19 protein-coding genes are annotated in these 24783 nt (G+C 46.1%); 13 read left to right on the top strand and 6 right to left on the bottom strand.

Annotated features, from left to right (window positions below; all coding sequences use genetic code 11):
* Positions 1-95: 95 nt before the first annotated feature.
* The 5 genes from fusA to DYB02_RS15445 all read left to right on the top strand — a co-directional run bounded on the left by fusA (position 96) and on the right by DYB02_RS15445 (position 6108).
* The gene (gene fusA / locus DYB02_RS15465; RefSeq protein ID WP_005496543.1) at positions 96-2195 is read left to right on the top strand and encodes an elongation factor G; all 2100 of its coding nucleotides are present in this window, start codon (positions 96-98) and stop codon (positions 2193-2195) included.
* 153 nt (positions 2196-2348) lie between these two features.
* Positions 2349-3533: an elongation factor Tu gene (gene tuf / locus DYB02_RS15460; RefSeq protein WP_005480487.1), complete on the top strand. Its 1185-nt coding sequence runs from the start codon at positions 2349-2351 to the stop codon at positions 3531-3533.
* Positions 3534-3863: 330 nt separating this feature from the next.
* Positions 3864-4052, top strand: a complete 189-nt coding sequence (locus DYB02_RS15455; RefSeq protein ID WP_005496545.1) for a (2Fe-2S)-binding protein — start codon at positions 3864-3866, stop codon at positions 4050-4052.
* 92 nt (positions 4053-4144) lie between these two features.
* Positions 4145-4621: a bacterioferritin gene (bfr, locus tag DYB02_RS15450; RefSeq protein ID WP_005395745.1), complete on the top strand. Its 477-nt coding sequence runs from the start codon at positions 4145-4147 to the stop codon at positions 4619-4621.
* A gap of 209 nt (positions 4622-4830) precedes the next feature.
* Positions 4831-6108: a malic enzyme-like NAD(P)-binding protein gene (locus tag DYB02_RS15445; protein ID WP_005465132.1), complete on the top strand. Its 1278-nt coding sequence runs from the start codon at positions 4831-4833 to the stop codon at positions 6106-6108.
* Positions 6109-6217: 109 nt separating this feature from the next.
* Here DYB02_RS15445 and metJ read toward each other — a convergent pair whose 3' ends face one another.
* Complete coding sequence (gene metJ, locus DYB02_RS15440) at positions 6218-6538, bottom strand: met regulon transcriptional regulator MetJ (RefSeq protein ID WP_025558160.1); 321 nt, start codon at positions 6536-6538, stop codon at positions 6218-6220.
* Between the two features lie 227 nt (positions 6539-6765).
* Here metJ and DYB02_RS15435 point away from each other — a divergent pair, with 227 nt between their 5' ends.
* From DYB02_RS15435 to metF, 3 genes are all read left to right on the top strand, one after another.
* Positions 6766-7926 carry an O-succinylhomoserine (thiol)-lyase gene (locus DYB02_RS15435; RefSeq protein ID WP_020839768.1) on the top strand — a complete coding sequence of 387 codons (1161 nt, stop codon included), beginning with the start codon at positions 6766-6768 and terminating at the stop codon, positions 7924-7926.
* A gap of 14 nt (positions 7927-7940) precedes the next feature.
* On the top strand, positions 7941-10349 hold the full coding sequence (locus tag DYB02_RS15430; RefSeq protein ID WP_029853220.1) for a bifunctional aspartate kinase/homoserine dehydrogenase II: 2409 nt from the start codon (positions 7941-7943) through the stop codon (positions 10347-10349).
* A gap of 275 nt (positions 10350-10624) precedes the next feature.
* Positions 10625-11527 carry a methylenetetrahydrofolate reductase gene (gene metF, locus DYB02_RS15425; protein WP_005465139.1) on the top strand — a complete coding sequence of 301 codons (903 nt, stop codon included), beginning with the start codon at positions 10625-10627 and terminating at the stop codon, positions 11525-11527.
* Positions 11528-11597: 70 nt separating this feature from the next.
* On the opposite strand, the gene DYB02_RS15420 is transcribed toward metF, so the two are convergent.
* From DYB02_RS15420 to argE, 3 genes are all read right to left on the bottom strand, one after another.
* Complete coding sequence (locus DYB02_RS15420) at positions 11598-12137, bottom strand: PadR family transcriptional regulator (RefSeq protein ID WP_005395734.1); 540 nt, start codon at positions 12135-12137, stop codon at positions 11598-11600.
* 437 nt (positions 12138-12574) lie between these two features.
* On the bottom strand, positions 12575-15208 hold the full coding sequence (ppc, locus tag DYB02_RS15415; RefSeq protein WP_005465143.1) for a phosphoenolpyruvate carboxylase: 2634 nt from the start codon (positions 15206-15208) through the stop codon (positions 12575-12577).
* Between the two features lie 277 nt (positions 15209-15485).
* On the bottom strand, positions 15486-16622 hold the full coding sequence (gene argE, locus DYB02_RS15410; protein WP_029804279.1) for an acetylornithine deacetylase: 1137 nt from the start codon (positions 16620-16622) through the stop codon (positions 15486-15488).
* 144 nt (positions 16623-16766) lie between these two features.
* On the opposite strand from argE, the gene argC reads away from it, so the two are divergent.
* From argC to argH, 4 genes are all read left to right on the top strand, one after another.
* Complete coding sequence (argC, locus tag DYB02_RS15405; RefSeq protein ID WP_024702325.1) at positions 16767-17771, top strand: N-acetyl-gamma-glutamyl-phosphate reductase; 1005 nt, start codon at positions 16767-16769, stop codon at positions 17769-17771.
* Positions 17772-17792: 21 nt separating this feature from the next.
* Complete coding sequence (argB, locus tag DYB02_RS15400; RefSeq protein WP_005496562.1) at positions 17793-18584, top strand: acetylglutamate kinase; 792 nt, start codon at positions 17793-17795, stop codon at positions 18582-18584.
* Between the two features lie 89 nt (positions 18585-18673).
* A complete protein-coding gene (locus DYB02_RS15395; RefSeq protein WP_029804281.1) occupies positions 18674-19888 on the top strand; it encodes an argininosuccinate synthase in 1215 nt (404 codons plus the stop codon).
* Between the two features lie 239 nt (positions 19889-20127).
* Positions 20128-22002 (top strand): argininosuccinate lyase, encoded by a 1875-nt coding sequence (gene argH / locus DYB02_RS15390; RefSeq protein WP_029804282.1) that lies wholly within the window; start codon positions 20128-20130, stop codon positions 22000-22002.
* Positions 22003-22194: 192 nt separating this feature from the next.
* On the opposite strand, the gene DYB02_RS15385 is transcribed toward argH, so the two are convergent.
* Together DYB02_RS15385 and DYB02_RS15375 are read right to left on the bottom strand one after the other, a co-directional pair.
* The gene (locus tag DYB02_RS15385; RefSeq protein ID WP_029804283.1) at positions 22195-22467 is read right to left on the bottom strand and encodes a DUF3624 domain-containing protein; all 273 of its coding nucleotides are present in this window, start codon (positions 22465-22467) and stop codon (positions 22195-22197) included.
* A 494-nt stretch (positions 22468-22961) separates the two neighbouring features.
* A complete protein-coding gene (locus DYB02_RS15375; protein WP_015297397.1) occupies positions 22962-23690 on the bottom strand; it encodes a redoxin family protein in 729 nt (242 codons plus the stop codon).
* A 170-nt stretch (positions 23691-23860) separates the two neighbouring features.
* On the opposite strand from DYB02_RS15375, the gene oxyR reads away from it, so the two are divergent.
* Positions 23861-24769: a DNA-binding transcriptional regulator OxyR gene (oxyR, locus tag DYB02_RS15370; RefSeq protein ID WP_005465160.1), complete on the top strand. Its 909-nt coding sequence runs from the start codon at positions 23861-23863 to the stop codon at positions 24767-24769.
* Positions 24770-24783: the final 14 nt, after the last annotated feature.

Genomic DNA, 24783 nt, shown 5'->3' with positions numbered 1-24783 from the left:
TCCTATGCCTATGCTAGGAACTATTGCTATATCTAGGGGATAGCATTTTTTAGCTATAGCAATAGTCCCTATCTCTAAGTTAAGAGGATTCAATCGTGGCTCGCAAAACTCCTATTGAGCACTACCGTAATATCGGTATCTGTGCTCACGTAGATGCAGGTAAAACAACCACTACTGAACGTATTCTGTTCTACACTGGTCTGTCTCATAAAATCGGTGAAGTTCACGATGGTGCAGCAACCATGGACTGGATGGAGCAGGAGCAGGAACGTGGTATCACTATCACTTCAGCTGCGACGACTACTTTCTGGCGTGGTATGGAAGCACAGTTCCCTGAGCATCGCGTAAACATCATTGATACTCCAGGACACGTTGACTTTACGATCGAAGTAGAGCGTTCTCTTCGTGTACTTGATGGTGCAGTGGTTGTGTTCTGTGGCTCGTCTGGTGTTGAACCTCAGTCTGAAACAGTATGGCGTCAAGCTGACAAATACCACGTTCCTCGTATGGTATTTGTAAACAAGATGGACCGTGCAGGTGCAGACTTCCTACGCGTTGTGGATCAAATTAAAAACCGTCTTGGTGCGAACCCTGTTCCAATCCAACTAAACGTTGGTGCTGAAGAGGACTTCCGTGGTGTTATCGACCTTATCAAGATGAAGATGATCAACTGGAATGATGCCGATCAAGGCATGTCGTTCACTTACGAAGACATTCCAGCAGACATGATCGAGCTTGCTGAAGAGTGGCGCAATCACATGATTGAGTCTGCAGCAGAAGCAAGTGAAGAGCTGATGGACAAGTACCTTGAAGAAGGTGAATTGACCGAAGCTGAGATCAAACAAGCTCTACGTACTCGCACACTAAACAACGAAATCGTACTGGCTACTTGTGGTAGTGCGTTCAAAAACAAAGGTGTTCAAGCGGTACTGGATGCAGTAATCGAATTTTTGCCATCGCCATCTGACGTACCTGCAATTAAAGGTGTTGACGAGAAAGATAACGAAATTGAACGTCACGCAGACGACAATGAACCGTTCTCAGCACTGGCGTTCAAGATCGCGACAGACCCATTCGTGGGTACGCTTACTTTCATGCGTGTTTATTCTGGTGTTGTTAACTCAGGTGACGCGGTTTACAACTCTGTAAAAGAGAAGAAAGAGCGTTTTGGTCGTATCGTTCAGATGCATGCAAACAAGCGTGAAGAAATCAAAGAAGTTCGCGCTGGTGATATTGCTGCTGCTATCGGTCTGAAAGATGTAACGACAGGTGACACACTGTGTGACCAGAACCACAAAGTGATTCTGGAGCGCATGGAATTCCCTGAACCAGTTATTCAGATCGCTGTAGAACCTCGTTCTAAAGCAGACCAAGAGAAAATGGGTATCGCGCTAGGTAAACTGGCTGCGGAAGATCCATCATTCCGCGTAGAAACGGACGACGAAACAGGTCAGACTCTGATCTCTGGTATGGGTGAACTTCACCTAGATATCATCGTTGATCGTATGAAGCGTGAATTCAGCGTTGATTGTAACGTTGGTAAACCTCAGGTTGCTTACCGTGAAACCATTCGTGGTAAAGCGGAAGTGGAAGGCAAGTTCGTTCGTCAATCTGGCGGTCGCGGTCAATACGGTCACGTATGGGTCAAACTTGAGCCTTCAGAACCTGGTGAAGGTTTCGTATTCGTAGACGAAATCGTGGGCGGTGTGATTCCTAAGGAATACATTAGTTCGGTAGCGAAAGGTATCGAAGAGCAAATGAATAGTGGTGTTCTAGCGGGTTACCCTGTCCTAGATATTAAAGCTACACTATTTGATGGCTCTTACCACGATGTAGACTCAAGCGAGATGGCGTTTAAGATCGCTGGCTCGATGGCATTCAAGAAAGGTGCACTAGAAGCACAACCTGTGATTCTAGAACCAATGATGAATGTCGAAGTAACCACTCCGGAAGATTGGATGGGTGACGTTGTTGGTGACCTAAACCGTCGTCGCGGTATGATCGAAGGTATGGATGAAGGTGTGGCTGGTCTTAAGATCATCCGTGCTCAAGTTCCACTATCTGAGATGTTTGGTTACGCAACTGACCTACGTTCTGCAACTCAAGGCCGTGCGTCTTACTCTATGGAGTTTAACGAGTACGCTGAAGTGCCGAAAAACTTCGCAGATAAAATTATTGCAGAGCGTGGTTACTAATTGACGATTGAACTACAAAAAGTTTACGACTTTTTGCGAGATCAAGCCGTCCAAATATTGCGCTAACGGGCGTTGGCGCATAAAATAACAATTTCTGGCGCGTCGTAGATCAATAATGATCACGGCGAATCATAACTAGGAAGGAACACGATCGTGTCTAAAGAAAAATTTGAACGTACGAAACCGCACGTTAACGTTGGTACTATCGGCCACGTTGACCACGGTAAAACAACTCTAACTGCTGCTATCTGTACTACTCTAGCTAAAGTGTACGGCGGTGAAGCGAAAGACTTCGCATCTATCGATAACGCTCCAGAAGAGCGTGAGCGCGGTATCACAATCGCAACTTCTCACGTAGAGTACGACACTCCAAGCCGTCACTACGCACACGTTGACTGTCCAGGACACGCTGACTACGTTAAAAACATGATCACTGGTGCTGCACAGATGGACGGTGGTATCCTAGTTGTTGCTGCGACAGATGGCCCAATGCCACAAACTCGTGAGCACATCCTACTAGGCCGTCAGGTTGGTATCCCATACATCATCGTATTCATGAACAAATGTGACATGGTTGACGATGAAGAGCTACTAGAACTAGTAGAAATGGAAGTTCGTGAACTTCTATCTGAATACGATTTCCCAGGTGATGACCTACCAGTTATCCAAGGTTCTGCACTAGGCGCACTAAACGGCGAAGAGCAGTGGGAAGCGAAAATCGTTGAACTAGCTGAAGCTCTAGATACTTACATCCCTGAGCCAGAGCGTGCGGTAGATCAGCCATTCCTAATGCCTATCGAAGACGTATTCTCAATCCAAGGTCGTGGTACAGTAGTAACTGGCCGTATCGAGCGTGGTATCCTAACAGTTGGTGACGAAGTTGCTATCGTAGGTATCAAGGATACAACTACTACAACATGTACTGGTGTAGAGATGTTCCGTAAGCTTCTAGACGAAGGCCGTGCAGGTGAGAACGTTGGTGCACTTCTACGTGGTACTAAGCGTGACGAAGTTGAACGTGGTCAAGTACTAGCTAAGCCTGGTTCAATCACTCCACACACTAAGTTCGAATCAGAAGTATACGTACTATCTAAAGAAGAAGGCGGTCGTCACACTCCTTTCTTCAAAGGTTACCGTCCACAGTTCTACTTCCGTACAACTGACGTAACTGGCGATATCTCTCTACCAGAAGGCGTAGAAATGGTAATGCCAGGCGACAACATCCAAATGGTTGTTGAGCTAATCGCACCAATCGCAATGGACGAAGGTCTACGTTTCGCTATCCGTGAAGGTGGCCGTACAGTAGGTGCTGGTGTTGTTGCTAAGATCTTCGAATAATTCTTAACGAATTAAACGAAATCTTGCACTCTTCTTCTTTTTGAAGAAAGCGCATCAAGAAAAGGGAGGCTTCGGCTTCCCTTTTTCGTATTTGTTTTTTATTTAGTTATAAGCACAAACTGAAGGTGCTCCCTTCTTGTTTTTAAAAAACAACCTCTTACTTGAAGTATGTTTTTTCTGATTCGTAGTTCCCTCATAAGTGATTGATCCTCTCTTTCCCAACAAAAACCTATATAACGAAATGTTCTCAATACGCCCTCAATACGAGTGGTAACAAGAACCATTCCCGTTTATATTCTTGTCTTCGGTTTTTATTAGAAAGGTTTTTATATGTACGTTTGTCTTTGCCATGGCGTCTCCGACAAAAAAATTAGGAAGTTGGCGATAGATGAAGGTGTAACTGATATTCGAGGCATTAAGAGATGCACTGCTTTAGGGAGCCAGTGTGGTAAGTGCATTAAGCAGGCGAAAGAAATCCTAGCAGAAACACATTACACAGAATTAAGACAAGCCAGTTAACTACCTCATTGCTTTTTGAGGATTACTTGGTCTCTTTGACACCTTCTCATTTGCTTCTAAAGTTAATAGAAGCCAAATAGGAGGGCTTTGTCATGAAAGGCGATCCAATCATCATCCAACATCTCAATAAAGTGCTCGGTAACGAGCTCATCGCTATCAATCAATATTTTCTTCATGCTCGTATGTATAAAGACTGGGGGTTAAAGCACCTTGCCGATAAGGAATACCACGAGTCGATTGATGAAATGAAGCATGCTGACCACCTTATCGAGCGGATCTTGTTCTTGGAGGGATTACCGAACCTTCAAGATCTTGGAAAGCTAATGATTGGTGAAGATACTAAGGAAATGCTCGAATGCGACCTTAAACTGGAGATGGCGGCCATTCCTGATCTAAAAGATGCGATTGCCTATGCCGAAGATATTCGCGACTATGTTTCGCGTGATTTATTTCAAGATATTCTCGAAGATGAAGAAGAGCATGTGGACTGGCTTGAGACCCAACTTGGCTTGATTGAAATGTCAGGCATTGAAAACTACCTTCAAGCTCAGTATGTCGATGAAGAGTAACGAACATACTGACGCATTGTTCAAAAAGAATTCATATCATAAAAAGAGCACCTGACCAGAAAATCAGGTGCTTAACACATTTATCTGGTCTAATCTCTTTTATTATCGGCTTTTTAAGGATATTGCTCGCAATCTTACCTATGAAGATTGATTTCTATCCTTTAGAATTTATGCCCCCCTTACCTAAAAATAACAAAGAGAAACGATCCATGTCTGAAGACAATCGCCAAGCAGCCACCCCAGAAGAAGAACATCGCCAAAAAGCTCTGGATTACCATGCTTACCCAACCCCAGGTAAAATCGCTGTCGAATTAACTAAACCAGCAGAAACTGCTGGTGACCTTGCTCTTGCATACAGCCCTGGCGTGGCTGAGCCTGTACGTGAAATCGCACAAAACCCTGACAACGTGTACAAGTACACGGCGAAAGGCAACATGGTTGCGGTTATTTCAAACGGTACCGCTATTCTTGGTCTAGGTAACCTTGGCCCACTTGCCTCTAAGCCTGTAATGGAAGGTAAAGCGTTACTGTTTAAGCGTTTTGCTGGCCTTGATTCAATTGATATTGAAGTGAAGCATCGCACGATCGACGAGTTCGTTGATACGGTTGCGAACATTGCTGACACTTTCGGTGGTATCAACCTTGAAGACATCAAAGCACCAGACTGTTTTGAAATTGAAAAGCGTTTGATTGAGCGTTGTGACGTACCAGTATTCCACGATGATCAACATGGTACGGCTATCGTGACAGCTGCAGGTATGCTCAATGCTATCGAGCTGCAGGGTAAGAAGCTTGAAGATTCAACTATTGTTTGTCTTGGTGCTGGTGCTGCAGCCGTTGCGTGTATGGAGCTGCTTATCAAGTGTGGCGCAATGCGCGAGAAGATCTACATGCTGGATCGCAAAGGGGTGATCCATACTCGTCGTGATGATCTGAATGAGTACAAGCAACTGTTCGCAAACAATACAGATAAGCGCACACTAGAAGATGTGATCGAAGGTGCAGACCTATTCCTAGGTGTATCTGGTCCAAATCTATTGCCACCAGAAGCGTTGAAACTCATGGCTGACAAGCCAGTTGTATTTGCTTGTTCGAACCCAGATCCTGAAATCAAACCTGAGCTAGCACACGCAGTGCGTGATGACTTAATTATGGGTACTGGTCGCAGTGATTATCCAAACCAAGTGAACAACGTATTGTGTTTCCCTTTCATTTTCCGTGGTGCGTTAGATGTACGTGCGAGTGAAATCAATGACGACATGAAGCTGGCAGCAGTTGACGCAATTCGTGCATTGGCAAAAGAGCCTGTGCCTGAATCGGTACTAAAAGCTGCAGGTGTTGAGAAGCTAGAATTTGGCAGCGACTACATCATTCCTAAGCCAATGGATCCACGTCTGCTACCTCGCGTAGCAAAAGCGGTAGCTCAAGCGGCAGTAGATTCCGGTGTTGCTCGTATCGAGATGCCAGAAAACTACATGGCAGAGTAATTTACTCAGCCACATTGAACACAAAAATGGGACGCATTGACGTCCCATTTTTTATATCTCCAAAAACTGCCCCCGGCGCAGCTCCTAAAGCGGATGAATTTGTAAGCAATTATTCGTCGTCAAATGCTTCGAATTCGATACCCATCGCCGTCATTAACGCTTTTGCTTCAGTTGGAATGTCATCCGGTCTGTCTTTACGAAGGTCTTCATCCGTTGGTAATGGCTGACCTGTATATGCGTGCAGGAATGCTTCACATAGTAGTTCGCTGTTGGTTGCATGGCGTAAGTTATTGATCTGACGACGAGTACGCTCATCAGTCAGCACTTTTAAAACTTTTAGCGGGATAGAAACGGTAATTTTTTTTACTTGTTCGCTTTTTTTACCGTGCTCAGCATATGGGCTAATGTATTCGCCATTCCAGTCAGCCATTGCACACCTTCATTTATGTAATAAGTTGAAAATTAATATAGGTGCTGATTTTAGCTGCATTTACTGCCACAAGCAAAGACATATAGACGTCTAGAAGTGTTGACGTCTCATTTTTTGACAAGTAAAGTGAACAGAACAGTTAAGGAAGAGTGTTGTTCAGATAGATCTGACAAATTAGATATAGCGCATTCCTATTTAGAAGTCATCACCCGTGAAAGGATACACCCATGAGCACCCGCAAGCCTGCGACCATTGCTGTACGCACTGGTATCGAATCAGACAGCCAATACCACGCTGTTGTTCCACCAATCTACCTTTCAACCAACTATGGTTTCCCTGCTTTTGGTGAAGTCCCTAAATACGATTACACGCGTTCAGGTAACCCAAACCGTGGTTTGCTAGAGAGTGCGTTATCAGAGTTAGAGTCTGGCAAAGGCGCAGTGGTGACTAACTGCGGTACTTCCGCACTTAACTTGTGGGTATCGGCTTTTCTTGGGCCAGATGATCTGATTGTTGCACCGCATGATTGCTATGGTGGCACATACCGTTTGTTCAATACACGAGCTAACAAAGGCGACTTCAAAGTGCAGTTCGTTGATCAATCGGATGAGCAAGCTCTAGAGGCTGCACTAGCGAAAAAGCCAAAGCTTATTTTGTTAGAAACTCCATCGAATCCTTTGGTTCGTGTGGTTGATATTGCAGCGGTATGCGAAAAAGCCAAACAAGTGGGCGCTTTGGTTGCGGTCGACAATACCTTTTTGACACCGGTGTACCAAAAGCCTTTGGATCTCGGTGCTGACTTTGTTATCCACTCAACCACAAAATACATTAATGGCCACTCGGACGTGATTGGTGGTGTGGTGATCACCAAAACAGAAGCGCACGCAGAAGAACTTGCATGGTGGGGAAACTGTATTGGCGCCACGGGTACGCCTTTCGATAGTTACATGACGTTGCGTGGGATCCGCACTTTAGGCGCCCGTATGCGAGTGCACGAAGAAAGCTCTCAACACGTACTCAACTACCTACAACAGCAAGCTTTGGTCGCGAAGATTTACCATCCGAGTTTGCCAGATCATCCTGGTCACGAAATCGCGAAAAAGCAGCAGTCGGGTTTTGGTTCTATGTTGAGCTTTGAATTTGCAGGCTCATTTGAGCAACTTAAAGTGTTTGTTAAAGAGCTCGAACTGTTTTCTCTTGCAGAGTCGCTTGGTGGCGTGGAGAGTTTGATTTGTCACCCCGCATCTATGACGCATCGAGCCATGGGGGAAGAGGCGTTAGCGGAAGCGGGCGTGTCGCATCAACTGCTTCGTCTGTCTGTGGGTTTAGAAGATGCACAAGACCTGATTGCCGATCTCGCTCAAGCCTTTGTAAAAGCTGCTCAGTAATAGGAGAACTAAAAATGAGTGTACAACGTCAGTTACATAAATTTGGTGGCAGCAGCTTAGCAAACCCTGAATGTTACTTACGTGTGGCCGATATTCTCAAAGAATACTCTGTCGAGAATGATCTGGTGGTGGTATCCGCCGCGGGGAAGACCACTAATCGCTTGATCGAGTTTCTGGAAGGTTTAGACAAAGATGGCCGTATTGCGCATGAAGCACTGCAAGGCTTAAGACAATTCCAGTCGGAGCTAATTGAATCTTTATTAGAAGGCGAGGTGCAGACGCAATTGCTCGCTTCTTTGCACGATGAGTTCAGTACCTTAGCCGAGCTGGCTGCACCACTGACGGATGCGCAAAAAGCGGCAGTGTTGGGTCACGGTGAAGTGTGGTCTTCACGTTTATTGGCTGCCTTGCTTTCACAACAAAATGTTCCTGCGGTCGCACAAGATGCACGTGCATTTTTACGTGCAGAAGCTGGTACTCAACCGGAAGTTGACCGTGCGCGTTCTTATCCCCTGATTAAGGAGACGTTGGCGCAACACAGCCACAAACGCGTCATCATCACCGGATTTATGGCGCAAAATGAGGCAGGAGAAACCGTACTGTTGGGGCGGAATGGCTCGGATTATTCCGCAACCGTAATAGGTGCTTTGGCGGAAGTGACAACCGTAACCATTTGGAGTGATGTTGCTGGTGTTTACAGTGCGGATCCTCGTTTGGTGTCGGACGCATGTCTGTTGCCTTTACTGCGCTTAGACGAAGCGAGTGAACTGGCCCGCCTTGCAGCTCCGGTCTTGCATAGCCGTACGTTACAACCTGTCGCGCAAAGCACGATGGACTTAAGCCTCAAGTGCAGTTATCAACCTGAATCGGGTTCAACGCGTATTGAGCGTGTACTTGCTTCTGGGCGTGGAGCGAAAATCATCACTTCTTTGGATGAAGTATTGTTGATTCAATTGTCTTTTAGGCATGGTCATGACTTCAACAAAACCCAAAGTGATGTTTTAAAGTCTCTTCAACGTGCGCAACTCGAGCCACTCTCTTACGAAGCCCAAGCCGATCAGCAAAAATTACGCTTAGCGTACACCGCAGAGATTGCGACAGGTGCGCTGAAGTACCTACAAGATCTTGCAGTTGAAGCTGAAATCAAACTCAAAGAAGGCTATTCACTTGTGGCCGCTGTCGGAGCGGGCGTAACGAAGAATGCCAACCATTGTTTTGGTTTTTACCAAAAATTGAAGCACGCACCAGTTGAATTTGTTTCTGAAACTGAATCAGGTTTAAGCCTAGTTGCGGTACTGCGTCGCACCGATACCGAAGCATTAGTGCAGTTGATTCACAGCCAGTTATTCCAAGCGCAAAAGCGCGTAGCGGTAGCGTTATGTGGCAAAGGCAATATCGGTTCTAGCTGGTTAAATCTATTTGCGACTCAGAAAACAGAACTCGAAAAACGCCACGGTATGAGCTTTGACTTAGTCGCCGTTGTCGATAGTCAGACATATTGGTTTGATGAAAAGGGTATCGATGCGGCGGTGGTTGCCGACAGGTTTGATGAAGAAAGTATTGAGAACGATGGGGCGTGGCTGAGTCGGTTGGGCGATTTACAAAGTTATGATGAAGCCGTGGTATTGGACGTGACCGCGAGCAAAGAGTTGGCACAACGTTATGTTGATATCGCCCAACAAGGCATCCATTTAATTTCTGCTAACAAAGTTGCAGGCTCTGCCGACAGTCAATACTACCATCAAGTGCAAGATGCATTCGCGAAAATCGGTCGCTACTGGCTCTACAACGCGACGGTTGGGGCAGGGTTACCTATCAACCATACCGTGCGAGATCTGCGTGAAAGTGGTGATGAGATTGTGGCGTTATCCGGAATCTTCTCGGGAACACTTTCTTGGCTGTTCCAGCAGTTTGATGGCTCGGTGCCGTTTAATGAGTTGGTCGATTTAGCGTGGCAACAAGGATTAACAGAACCGGATCCGCGTGCTGATTTAGATGGCTCGGATGTCATGCGTAAACTGGTTATCTTAGCGCGTGAGTCTGGTCTGGATATTGAACCGGACAGCGTAAAAGTGGAATCACTGGTGCCTGAAGAGCTGCGCTCTCTGAGTTTGGATGAGTTCTTTGATAATGGCGCACTGCTCAGTGAGATTCTTCAAGAGCGTCTAACCAAAGCACAAAGAGATGAGCAGGTGCTTCGGTATGTGGCGCGCTTAGAGAAAAATGGCAAAGCGACGGTGGGCGTAGAAGCATTACCGCGCGAACATGCGCTAGCTAACTTGCTGCCATGCGACAACATTTTTGCGATTGAAAGTAAATGGTACAAGGACAACCCTTTGGTGATTCGTGGCCCAGGTGCAGGACGCGAGGTGACCGCTGGTGCAATCCAATCGGATCTCAACCGCTTAGCTGGATTATTCTAAACTTTGCGAGATACCTAAAAACCCTGGAATTCATCCGGGGTTTTTTATTCCTTCCTCAGTGCCATACTTAAAATAAGATTCGCCATTTTTAAACGTTGTTATGAGTAAATAGCAGATGCGAATTAACTTGAACTGTCCTCATTATTAACGTGAGAAAAATTCATAATCACAAGGTTGACATTAAATCACATTCAATACATTCTGTAGACATATAGACGTCTAAACGTCGATTCAAGGATTTTGATTTCGTGGCGGAGTGCCACAGGGAGAGTAAGATGGGATACACGCACGCAGGCCATATCGACGCCTTAAACCAGAATATTGCTGAGTTGTCAGATAACATTAATGTCTCGTTTGAGTTTTTTCCGCCAAGCAGCGAAAAGATGGAAGAAACGCTGTGGAACTCTGTGCATCGTCTAAAAACGCTCAAGCCTAAATTTGTTTCGGTAACATACGGAGCAAACTCTGGTGAACGTGATAGAACTCACTCCATTATCAAGGAAATCAAAGCAGAGACCGGCTTAGTTGCTGCGCCTCACCTCACTTGTATCGATGCAACACGTTCAGAGTTGATTGAGATTGCTGATGATTACTGGAATAACGGCATCGAAAATATCGTTGCGCTGCGTGGTGACATCCCACCTGGTGGCGGTGCTCCAGATATGTATGCTTCGGACTTGGTTGAGCTACTAAAATCTCGTCACGATTTTGATATTTCTGTGGCGGCTTTTCCAGAAGTGCATCCAGAGGCAAAAAGTGCTCAATCGGATCTGCTAAACCTAAAGCGTAAAGTGGACGCTGGTGCGAACCGTGCCATTACTCAGTTCTTCTTTGATGTGGAATCTTATCTGCGTTTTCGTGACCGCTGTGTTGCGGCGGGAATCGATGTAGAAATCGTTCCGGGTATTTTGCCAGTATCGAACTTTAAGCAAGCCTCACGCTTTGCAGCGCAGAACAATGTTAAAGTGCCAGGATGGATGAGCAAACAGTTTGAAGGTTTGGATGATGATCCTGTGACTCGCCAACTTGTAGGTGCAAGCCAAGCTATTGATATGGTTCGTGTACTAAGTCGCGAAGGTGTAAAAGATTTCCACTTCTATACGCTGAATCGTGCGGAGATGACTTATGCGCTATGCCATACTTTGGGTGTTCGCCCTCGTGTAGCCGTAGAAGCGTAAATCCGGTTTCAAAAAGACAAAAGGCTTGCCAAGTGGCAAGCCTTTTTCGTTGTCTCTAAGTAAAAGGAAATTAACCAATCACTTCAAGTTCTGTTAGGACTTCTTCTGCCCAAGTGATCCACGTTTCACGTAACAGTAGGTTACGACGAAGCGTTAGGCGCTCTAAACGAGCTTGTTTGTCCAAAGTTGAAGGCGTTGCGTAGTAAGCAGCTTCAATTTCTTTGTAGTGAGAAACCAGTTTACGAGACTCTTCAACAAGTTCTGCTAGTTGATCACGGAAAGGTGTTGATGGTTGAACAGCACAAGCCATAAGTTTCGCTGAAAATTCATCACGAACGGTTGGGTGTGCAGTTGGTTGATCAAACCATTCTCCAAGAGCGCTACGGCCTGCATCTGTGATGGAGTAAACCTTACGGTCTGGTTTGCCTTCTTGAGGTTCTAGTACGCAAGTAACCAGCTCTTTCTCGGCCATTTTATTTAGTTCACGGTAAACTTGTTGGTGGCTTGCTTTCCAGAAGTAACCGATGCTAGCAGAGAATTCTTTAGTGATATCGTAACCGGTTGCGTCGCGAGTGCTAAGAACAGTTAAGATTACGTGTGGTAATGACATGTCTTCAATCCAAATGGTCAATAAACTTGTAAACAAGCTACTTACACTTTCAGCTGCGCTCTTACTGGCGCTTGAGTTTTTTAATGTATAAGTAGCACCAACAAAGTTGGTCCTGTCACCTTAAAGCCGTTTATCACCTAGAGATGGGGATCCCCATCAGGGCTGGAGCAGGTATGATTGGATTTATGAGCTCTCAGCAGGCAAGTAGTATATAAATAATAAGCATGAAGTGGAATACTAGGACAAAATTACCCTGAAAAACTAACATAATACTCAATAGAGTTATTTTGTAGTTAATAATTCTAATTTGTTGGTATTTTATGGGTTTTTTGTGGTATAAATATCTGGTTATTTGCTGCGCAATTATGTGGTTGGAAGTTATGAATATAAGAAAGGCTGAGTATGAACTCAGCCTTTTGTATTACGAATGGTTATTTTTAACCCGTGTTACGCATACCTGCTGCAATACCTGCGATGGTCACCATCAGTGCCTCTTCAAGGTTTGCAGACGCCTCTTCTGTTTGACGAGTACGGTATAGCAATTCAGCTTGAAGCATGTTCAATGGCTCTACGTAGATGTTACGTAGGCGAATTGATTCTTGGCCCCATGGGTCGCTTTGCATTAGGTTCTCGTTGTTCTCTACGTTCAGTACGGACTTAATATCACGTTGAAGTTGTTCACGCAGTCGGTCACCCAATGGTTGAAGTTGAGGTTCAACTAGGCGTTGGTCATAGTAGCGAGAGATTTCCATGTTGCACTTGGTGTACACCATCTCAAGCATACCTAGGCGAGTTGAGAAGAACGGCCATTCGCGACACATTTCTTCCAGTAGCGCCTGATGACCTTTGTCTACTGAGTACTGAATAGCTTCACCTGCGCCTAACCAAGCCGGAAGCACCAAACGGTTTTGGCTCCACGAGAAGATCCAAGGAATTGCACGTAAGCTTTCTACACCGCCATTTGGATTACGTTTCGCAGGGCGTGAACCAAGCGGCAGTTTGCCTAGCTCTAGTTCAGGCGTCGCTTGACGGAAGTATGGAACAAAATCTGGTTCGCCACGGACGACGCCACGGTAAGCTTCACAGCTCACTTCCGACAGCACTTCCATCAAGTCGCGCCATTCTTGTTTTGGCTCTGGTGGTGGCAGTAGATTTGCTTCCAAAATGGCGCTTGCATACAAGTTGAAGCTGTTTACCGCAACATCTGGTAGACCCAGTTTAAAGCGGATCATTTCGCCTTGTTCTGTTACGCGTAACCCGCCTTTCAAGCTCTTTGGTGGTTGAGACAGCAGAGCCGCGTGTGCAGGTGCGCCGCCGCGACCAACGGTGCCGCCACGACCATGGAACAGAGTCAGCTCAACACCTTCGTCTTCTGCCACTTTAACTAGAGATTCCATAGCATGGTACTGAGCCCAGCCTGCCGACATGACACCCGCATCTTTTGCTGAATCAGAGTAGCCGATCATGACCATTTGGTGGTTTTGAATAAAGCCACGGTAAAGGTCGATGCTCATTAGCTGCTTAATGACCGACTCTGCATTGTTCAAGTCGTCTAGAGTTTCGAACAAAGGGCAAACATCCATACGGTAAGGGCAGCCCGCTTCTTGCAGTAATAGGTGCACAGCGAGTACGTCTGAGGCGGTACGAGCCATTGAGATGACGTAAGCACCGAACGCTTCGCGCGGTTGCAGAGCGATGATCTTACAGGTGTCTAACACCTCTTTGACCGGCTCTGATGGCTCCCAATCGCGTGGCAGTAGCGGACGTTTAGATGCAAGTTCATTGGTGAGGAAAGCAATTTTATCTTGCTCGCTCCACTGTTCGTAATCACCAATGCCGAGGTATCGAGTCAGCTCAGAGAGTACATCTGCGTGGCGCGTACTTTCCTGGCGGATATCAAGACGAACTAGGTGAACGCCAAATGCTTTCACACGACGCAGCGTATCTAGCAACGAGCCGTCAGCGATGACGCCCATGCCGCACTCATGCAGTGATTGGTAACACGCGTACAGAGGATCCCAAAGCTGTTCAACTTTTTGTAGCGGTGCTTTGACTGCCAGTTTTTGACCGTGGATCTTCGCATCAAGAATATCTTTGGTTTCATTGAGCAGAGCACGTAGTTGTTTCAGGATTGCGCGGTATGGTTCATGTTGATCTTCACCAGCAAGTTCACGAACTTGATCGTTAGAAACGGTCATAGAGAGTTCGCTGATCAATTCATTGATGTCATTGAGATAAAGGTCAGCGGCTTTCCAACGAGACAGAAGCAGTACTTCACGCGTTACGCTATGAGTAACGAACGGGTTGCCATCACGGTCACCCCCCATCCAAGAAGAGAAATGCACTGGACGAGCATCAATTGGTAAACCTTCACCTAGGTAAGACTTCAGACGATCATTCATTTCACGTAGGAAATCTGGCACAGCTTCCCACAGTGAGTTTTCTACTACGGCAAAGCCCCATTTCGCTTCATCCAATGGAGTAGGGCGTTGTTGACGAATCACGTCAGAATGCCAGCTTTGTGCGATAAGTTGCTCTAAGCGACGCTCAGTTTTTTTGCGTTCTTTAGAAGACAGGTCGCTGAGTTCTAGTTTGGATAAACACTCGTTGATCTTGACCAGTTTATTGATCATGGTGCGGCGAGTGATTTCCGTTGGGTGCGCGGTTAATACCAGTTCAATATTCAAATCACGTACCGCTTGAGCCGTATCGAGTTTGCTAACATCGTTTTGTACCAGTTTTGAAAACAGCGAGTTGATCGCGTCTGGTTCACAGATGTGCTCTTCACAGTGGCGTGAAATGGTGTGGTATTGCTCGGCAATATTGGTGAGGTTTAGAAATTGGTTAAACGCACGGGTGACTGGCGTTAGTTGCTCATCGGGTAGGTGTTTGATTTCTTCTATCAAGCTTTCCCTGTCTGCTTGATTACCTGCTTGAGCCGATTTGGATAATTTACGAATGGTCTCCACTTTCTCGAAGATTTCTTCGCCGTGGGCATCGCGAATCGTGTTACCCAGTAAGTGGCCTAACATGCGCACATTGCTTTTAAGTGCGGCGTATTTCTCGTTCATTGTCGTCCTGCCTCGTAAAAAAACTACATCCATTGTCCTTGTTAAGACTCCAATCTAGCGAAAAGCACCAGTTCTAGTCAAATAAAGCAGACTAAGTTTGCAATTATTCGGCGTCTCTCCTGATTTAGAGCAAAGTTTCGACGGGCATAGAATTAAAAGTGAAAATTAATTACAAAATAACAAGTTAAATTCGTGTTAACGGTGCATAAAACCTTGTGCTTTGAGAGCCAAAATATGCAGCTCATCGGAGCTGCATAAAGGCTTTTTTTAAACTCAATCAACAACAATACTTAACCATCGCCTTTGAGAGCACATCAATGGTTGGTTCGATAAAATCAAAGGATAGAAACTCATCTGGTTGGTGCGCTTGTTCGATAGAACCAGGGCCAAGTACCAGAGTCGGACACAGTTGCTGCAAGAAAGGCGCTTCCGTGCAGTAGTTGACGGTTTGCGAACTGGTTTGACAGATCTCTTCGACACCACCGATAAATGGATGATCGTGCTGACATTCATATCCTGGAATTGGCTCATGCAACGGTACGATGTCGATTCGTCCCGGCCATTTAGCTTCTACTTCTTGTAGTGCGCTGCGCAGCATGTTTTCTAAACCGTCCAAACTGATGCCCGGCAATGGGCGAACGTCATAGTGCAGCTCGCAACAACCACAAATACGGTTGGCACTATCACCGCCATGGATATGGCCTAAGTTCAACGTTGGACTAGGGATGGCAAATCCTGGATGGTGATACTCTTTAATGAGTTTGTCGCGCAGTTGCATCATCGCAAACAACACTTCATGCATGATTTCAATCGCGTTGACGCCCAAAGCTGGGTCAGAGGAGTGGCCGGATTTACCGGTAACCCGAATCGCATTGGCGACATGCCCTTTGTGGCCACGAATAGGAACTAAGCTAGTGGGTTCTCCAATGATGCAGTAATCCGGCTTGAACGGCGCGTTTGTGGTGAAGTGTCTTGCACCGAGCATGGTAGTTTCTTCATCACAGGTGGCCAATACGTAAAGCGGCTTGTTTTGCTTGCTCCAATCCACCTTTTTTACTGCTTCATAAATGAAAGCAAAAAAGCCTTTCATGTCTGCCGTACCCAGACCGTAGAAGCGGTTGTCTTTCTCTGTGAGCTTATGGGGATCAAAGCTCCAGCGTCCTTCATCAAATGGCACGGTATCGCTGTGCCCAGCAAGCAGCAGACCGCCTTCGCCTTCGCCCATGCGTGCAATCATATTGTGTTTGCCTGATTCGACTTCGATCACCTCAACGTGAAAACCAAGATCTTTAAACCAAGTGGCGAGTTTCTCGATCACTTTGGCATTGCCTTGATCCCAGCTTGGATCAGTCGAGCTGATCGAAGAGGTACTAATGAGTCCTTCATAGACCTCTAGAAAAGTTGGTAATTGCATGGATTCTTCAATTCTCCTATTGACAGACAGAGCACAAAAATGTAAAACACATATTAACTCATATTTAATGAATAAAAAATCAAAATAAAGCTAATTTTAAATATGAATAATCATTTTGAGCTTTAAGTATATGGATGTCACACAATGCTAAAAACCACAATTATCGGAGCCAGCGGTTACACCGGCGCAGAGTTAGCGTTCATGGTTAATAAACACCCACAACTCACGCTATCAGGTTTGTACGTTTCCGCCAACAGTGTCGATGCAGGAAAAACCATTGCACAGTTACACGGTAAATTGGCGAACGTGGTTGATATGGTGGTGAATGCGTTGACCGATCCAAAGCAAGTTGCGCAAGACTCTGATGTGGTTTTTTTAGCTACGGCTCATGAGGTCAGCCATGATCTTGCTCCTATCTTTCTCGACGCTGGATGTCAGGTCTTTGATTTGTCCGGCGCGTTTCGTGTCAAAAGCGATGGCTTTTACGACACCTTTTACGGCTTTGAGCATCAATTCAACAACTGGCTAGATAAAGCGGCGTATGGCTTAACGGAGTGGAACCAAGAAGAGATTAAAAACGCTCCTTTAGTTGCGGTAGCTGGCTGCTACCCAACGGCGTCGCAGTTGGCTATTAAGCCACTACTCGTTGATGGTTTGTTGGACACTCAACAGTGGCCAGTCATTAACGCGACAAGTGGTGTCTCTGGCGCAGGGCGTAAAGCCTCAATGACCAACAGTTTTTGTGAGGTTAGCCTTCAGCCTTACGGTGTATTCAATCATCGTCACCAACCAGAAATTGCCCAGCATTTAGGGTGTGATGTGATTTTTACTCCTCATCTTGGCAACTTTAAACGCGGCATTCTTGCTACTGTCACGATGAAGTTGGCGCAAGGTGTAACGGAGCAACAAGTTGCTCAAGCTTTTGAACAAGCTTATCAAGGTAAGCCAGCCGTACGCCTCAAAGGTGATGGCATTCCACGTATTCAGGATGTTGAAAATACCCCTTTCTGCGATATCGGCTGGAAGGTGCAAGGCGAACACATCATTGTGATTTCAGCCATCGACAACCTACTTAAAGGTGCATCGAGTCAAGCGATGCAGTGTTTAAATATTCATTACGGTTACCCAGAACTGACAGCGTTGCTGTAGTCGTTGAAAGAGGGAAAAGCAATGACGCAAACCAATCAAGCTCCTTTAGTCATTAAGCTAGGCGGTGCGGCTCTATCTTGCACTCAAACCTTAAGCCAACTGTTTGGTGCCATCGCGGCATACCAGAAGTCGGCGCAGCGACAAATCGCCATCGTTCATGGCGGTGGCTACTTGGTGGATGAGTTGATGGCGAAACTTCAACTTAAGACCGTAAAGAAACATGGTCTACGTGTGACGCCATACGATCAAATTCCAGTCATTGCCGGTGCGCTGGCAGGAACGGCAAATAAGTTACTGCAAGGTCAAGCGATTGCCGATGGTTTGAATGCGGTGGGCTTGAGCCTAGCGGATGGTGGCCTTTGTCATGTCGAAGAGTTAGATCCTGAATTAGGCGCGGTGGGCAAAGCGACGCCGGGTGACTCAAGCCTACTTCAAGCGATTTTAAATACGGGCGCACTGCCTATCATCAGCTCTATTGGTCTCACGGCTGAAGGTCAAATGATGAACGTGAATGCGGATCAAGCAGCGGTTGCCGTTGCGGGTGCTTTGGACGCGGAGTTGGTGCTGTTGTCAGATGTAAGCGGTGTGTTAGATGGCAAAGGTCATCTGCTTAAAAGCTTATCTGAGAAAGAAGCCAATGCGCTGATCGAAGGCCAAGTGATCACTGATGGGATGATCGTCAAAGTGAAAGCTGCTCTCGAAGCCGCCAACGATCTTGGTCGTCCGATAGAAGTGGCGACGTGGCGCTACCCAGAAAAACTCACGCAGTTATTTGCTGGTGAAAGTATTGGAACACAGTTTCTGCCTCAATAAGCGGAAGCAAAACAGTTAAAGAATTCAACATTAGGAAGTGGTTGGCACTGACCGCCGAGCGCAGCGCCAGTTAAGTTTGGAGAAAAAACATGAGCAAAGTGAACGTAAATAAAGTGGTAGTCGCATACTCAGGCGGTCTAGATACTTCAGTAATCATCCCGTGGCTAAAAGAGAATTATGACTGTGAAGTCGTCGCTTTCGTGGCCGATGTAGGTCAAGGTGCTGAAGAGCTCGAAGGCATTGAAGCGAAAGCAAAAGCATCTGGCGCATCAGAGTGCTACATCGCTGACCTAAAAGAAGAAATGGTAGCAGACTACATCTACCCAACACTAAAAACCGGTGCTTACTACGAAGGCAAATACCTGTTGGGTACATCAATGGCGCGTCCTATCATTGCCAAAGCGCAAGTTGAAGTTGCACGTAAAGTGGGCGCGGACGCATTGTGTCACGGCTGCACTGGTAAAGGTAACGACCAAGTGCGTTTCGAGGGTGCATTTGCTGCGTTAGCACCAGATCTACACGTTATCGCTCCATGGCGTGAGTGGGATTTAGTGAGCCGCGAACAATGTCTGGAGTACCTTGCAGAGCGTAACATTCCTTGTTCAGCGTCTCTAACGAAGATTTATTCACGTGATGCGAACGCATGGCACATTTCTACTGAAGGTGGTGTGCTTGAAAATACATGGAATGCACCAAACGAAGATTGCTGGGTCTGGACCGTTGATCCTGAACAAGCGCCAAATGACGCTGAATACGTTACGTTGAAAGTCGAAAAAGGTGAAGTTGTGGCAGTGGATGGTGAAGCGATGACACCATACAACGCGCTAGTTTACTTAAACGAAAAAGGTGCAAAACACGGTGTGGGTCGTATTGATATCGTAGAGAACCGTTTGGTGGGAATGAAGTCTCGTGGCTGTTACGAAACTCCGGGAGGTACCATCATGATGGAAGCTCTGCGCGCAGTTGAACAATTGGTGCTAGACAAATCGTCATTCGAGTTCCGTGAAGAACTTGGTCTAAAAGCCTCTCACCTTGTGTACGACGGTCGTTGGTTTACACCGCTATGTAAGTCGATTCTTGCTGCCTCAGAAGAGCTAGCACAAGACGTCAATGGCGAAGTGGTTGTTAAGCTATACAAAGGTCAAGCAACGGTAACGCAAAAACGTTCTGACAACAGCTTGTACTCAGAAGAGTTCGCTACTTTTGGTGAAGATGAGGTTTACGATCAAAGTCATGCTGGTGGCTTCATCCGTCTTTACTCGCTATCAAGCCGTATTCGTGCATTGAATAGCCAGAAAAAATAATCACTCCCCATCTCGGATTGAATAAAGACCTGCCAACATATGGCGGGTCTTTTTTTATTACCCAAAGAGTCGCAAATTAAGCGGGGTGAATATATATGTAAAAATATTGAATTTATACTTTATTTTTATATTGAATTGCCGTAACGTTGGCGTATAAGAAAAAGTGAGCAAATGACCACCGATTTCGTCATCACTCATTAGACACGTTAAAGTAAGCAATAGTCATCAGGAGAGACGCAATGGCATTATGGGGCGGAAGATTTACCCAAGCGGCAGATACCAGATTCAAAGAGTTCAACGATTCGTTGCGTTTCGACTACCGATTGGCTGAGCAAGATATCGTAGGCTCAATTGCGTGGTCTAAAGCATTGCTTTCGGTTGGTGTATTATCAGCAGAAGAGCAGCAAAAGCTCGAGCTCGCTTTAAATGAGTTGAAACTCGAAGTGATGGAAGATCCGCATCAGATTTTACGCTCTGATGCTGAAGACATTCACTCGTGGGTGGAACAGCAGTTGATCAGCAAAGTCGGCGACTTAGGTAAAAAGCTGCACACTGGTCGTTCTCGTAACGACCAAGTGGCGACCGACTTAAAGCTTTGGTGTCGTCAGCAAGGGCAGCAACTTCTTATTGCGCTTGATCGTCTGCAATCGCAAATGGTGCAAGTGGCGAAACAGCATCAAGGTACGGTTTTGCCTGGTTATACTCACTTACAACGTGCTCAGCCTGTGACGTTTGCTCATTGGTGTTTGGCGTATGTTGAAATGTTTGAGCGTGATTACTCACGTCTGAGTGATGCGCTGCAACGTTTAGATACCTGTCCGCTAGGTTCTGGCGCGTTAGCTGGTACAGCTTACCCAATTGATCGTGAACAACTGGCGCATAATCTTGGTTTTCACCGTGCTACGCGTAACTCACTCGATTCGGTATCGGATCGTGACCATGTGATGGAACTGATGTCTGTCGCTTCTATTTCTATGCTGCACTTGTCACGTCTCGCGGAAGATATGATTTTCTACAACTCAGGTGAGTCGAACTTCATTGAGTTGGCAGATACAGTGACGTCTGGCTCGTCATTGATGCCACAGAAGAAAAACCCAGATGCGCTAGAGCTCATTCGTGGTAAGACTGGTCGCGTGTACGGCGCACTTGCTGGCATGATGATGACAGTCAAAGCCCTGCCACTGGCGTACAACAAAGACATGCAAGAAGACAAAGAAGGTTTGTTCGATGCACTTGATACATGGAACGACTGTATGGAAATGGCTGCGTTGTGTTTCGATGGTATCAAGGTTAATGGCGAACGTACGTTAGAAGCAGCGAAACAAGGCTACGCCAATTCCACAGAATTAGCGGACTACTTGGTCGCGAAAGGCATTCCTTTCCGAGAAGCGCATCATATTGTCGGTGTGGCTGTCGTTGGCGCGATTGCCAAAGGTTGTGCACTGGAAGAGTTGTCATTGCAAGAGCTGCAAGAGTTCTCTGACGTCATCGACAACGATGTGTACGACATCCTAACGATTGAGTCTTGTCTAGAAAAACGTAGCGCGCTTGGTGGCGTGTCACCAAAACAAGTCGCTTATGCCGTTGACCAAGCGGACAAGCGTTTGGCGCAGCGTGATAGCTCGGCCGTCAAAGTACGTCCTGCACGTTTAACGGATATCGAAACGCTTGAGGGCATGGTTGCGTACTGGGCGAATATGGGCGAAAACTTACCTCGTTCTCGTAATGAACTCGTTCGCGACATTGGCTCATTTGCCGTTGCTGAACATCATGGTGAAGTGACTGGTTGCGCGTCTCTGTATGTGTATGACTCTGGACTTGCGGAAATTCGCTCGCTCGGTATTGAGGCGGGTTGGCAAGGACAAGGGCAAGGCAGCGCGATCGTGAACTATTTGGTGGATAAAGCACGTCAAATGGCGATTAAGAAAGTCTTCGTACTAACACGTACGCCAGAGTTCTTTATGAAGCAGAGTTTCTTGCCAACATCTAAGTCTCTGTTGCCAGAAAAAGTGTTGAAAGATTGCGACCAATGCCCGCGTCAACATGCCTGTGATGAAGTGGCGTTAGAGATCAATTTAGTTGAACAGGTCATCCAACGCAGTCATGTCGCATAGCGTATTGATTTTGTTAGTATTTAAACAGATATCATTAGAGAACGATCATTTACATAAGTTTTTGCTAAAAAAATCGAAAAAACTTTGAACCTTTGAGAGGAAGCTCGGTCTATTAAAGTACCACTGCTTTTTCTTAGAAGAATCTAAGAGAGCCCCAGAATCGAGATTGATTTTGGGGCTTTTTTCTATCTGTCATTTGTGGTGATCCTCTCCATTCGGTTTCCCGCGACGACGCTGCCACGGCAAGATGACAAAACGCATCCATAAGTGCAGAAACAATAAAATGTTAAATGCAAAGCCCGCAAAGATCAGGGCGATCGATTCAATGCTTTGTGGATGATCGCGAAAAGCAAACCACCAAATGATCCAACACACAACTGAAAGTACGGTCAATTGATCCATGCATCGTTGACAACGACCGATCTTTTTCCAAAACCAATGTTCTTGGCAGCTACGACAAGCCATGATGTTTACCTCAATTCAACTTGCCCAAGATTAGCAGAAGATGAATAGGCTTTACCATGTGCGCTTGTTAGGTGGTACGGACCCAAAAATGGAAAATTAGCTTGGATGAAATTCTGTAGCACGTAACTGGTGTATGGTGCCGCGTCAGCCAGAAAATAGGAAAAGATAATGTCGACAGAACTGAGAGTAGCACTAGGACTTGCCGGGGGATTTTTCACCATTGGGTTCACCGCGATTGTGCTAGTGAGTCGTTATGCGATGATGTAATCCATGAAACTCTAGTCCAGAAAAAAGCCTCGTATCTGCGAGGTTTTTTTGTATTTGGCTTGGGAATAGAAACAAGACGTTATGATGAACAAAAAGTGTTGTATTTAAAATCGTTGATTCAGGTAGTAGAACGATTTAAGAACGAAGGACTTAGATTTGAGCGGGAAGAGACAGGGTGGCCTCCGAGTCAAAGACGCCGGAGACCGGGGGTGTAGGCTATGGACAGGTTAGCCTAGGTAAGTTTCTAGCTCTTCGCTACCACCGATGTGTTTACCGCCGATGAATACTTGCGGGACGGTCGTACGGCCTGTAATAGCACGAAGACTGACGGAAGTTGCATCTTTCCCCAAAATTACTTCTTCATATTGAAGACCGTGATCAATCAAGTTTTGTTTGGCTTTCATACAGAAAGGACAACCAGGCTTGGTAAATACAGTGATCGATTCCTGAGTTCTGTACTCTGGTGCGATGTAGTTCAGCATAGTGTCGGCATCCGATACTTTGAACGGGTCTCCTGGCTCATTTGGCTCGATGAACATCTTCTCAATCACACCATCTTTTACCAACATGCTGTAACGCCAAGAACGTTTACCAAAGCCGATGTCATTTTTGTCCACGAGCATGCCCATGCCATCGGTGAACTCTCCATTACCATCTGGAATAAAGGTGATGTGCTCGGCTTCTTGGTCGTGTTTCCACGCGTTCATAACGAATGTGTCGTTTACCGAAATACACAAAATTTCATCAACACCGTGTTCTTTGAACACAGGGAATAGCTCGTTGTAACGAGGTAAGTGGCTAGAAGAACAAGTCGGTGTAAACGCTCCAGGCAAACTGAATACGATCACGGTTTTGCCTTTGAATAGATCATCCGAGGTAACGTTCACCCAAGTATCACCTTGGCGAGTCGGGAAAGTAACCTGTGGTACGTTTTGACCTTCTTTAGATACAAACATATTGATTCCTTTAAAATATTCGAGTGAAGCGTTTAGAGCGTGACTTGTCGTTTGGCTCTGTTTCGTTTTGTTGAGCCCATTATTGTAAAAATCCTTTGATAGCTCTAATCGTTTGATGCTATGGTTTTGATAGACATTGACTATCATCAAATAGAAGCGAATCGTGTGTTATGAATATTCGGGATTTTGAGTACTTAGTCGCACTGGCGGAGCACAAGCATTTTCGCAAAGCGGCAGAGGCGTGTTTTGTCAGTCAGCCAACGCTTAGTGGTCAAATACGTAAGCTGGAAGACGAACTCGGCACTGCATTGTTAGAAAGAAGCAGCCGCCGAGTGTTGTTCACCGACTCTGGCTTACAGCTGGTGGATCAAGCTAAACGCATTCTGAGTGAGGTGAAAACCTTTAAAGATATGGCCAGCGGACAGAGTGGGGCGATGACCGGTCCAATGCACATCGGTTTTATTCCGACGGTTGGGCCGTACTTATTGCCTAAAATTCTTCCACAGCTGAAAGAAGAGTTCCCTGAGCTTGAGCTGTTCCTGCATGAGGCTCAAACTCATCAGTTGGTTCGTCAGCTAGAGGAAGGGAAGCTGGACTGCTTGGTATTGGCTTCTGTGGCGGAAACTGCCCCATTTAAAGAGATTGAAGTGTACAACGAACCGCTTAGTGTTGCTGTACCATGTGGTCATGAATGGGCACAGCTCGACCAGGTTGATATGTTAGAGCTCAATGGGAAGACTGTGCTGGCTTTAGGTGATGGACATTGCTTACGCGACCAAGCGTTAGGTTTCTGCTTTGCGGCAGGAGCAAAAGATGATGAGCGCTTTAAAGCCACCAGTTTAGAAACTTTGCGTAATATGGTTGCTGCGGGAGCGGGTATTACTTTGTTGCCTCAGCTTTCTATTCCAGCCGAAAAACAAAAAGATGGCGTTTGCTACATTCCTGCCGTCAACCCTACGCCTTCACGCAGCATTGTTTTGGCGTACCGCCCTGGCTCTCCGTTGCGTGCTCGTTTTGAAGCATTAGCAGCGAAAATCAAAGCAATTCTAGAGTCGCAGCCATCTTCTATGGCCGCTTAACGTTATAAAAAAGG

It is taken from the genome of Vibrio parahaemolyticus, from assembly GCF_900460535.1.
Taxonomy (GTDB): Bacteria; Pseudomonadota; Gammaproteobacteria; order Enterobacterales; family Vibrionaceae; genus Vibrio; species Vibrio parahaemolyticus.
Note: the sequence above shows the minus strand (reverse complement) of the source record. Positions and strands in the feature narration are given on the sequence as shown.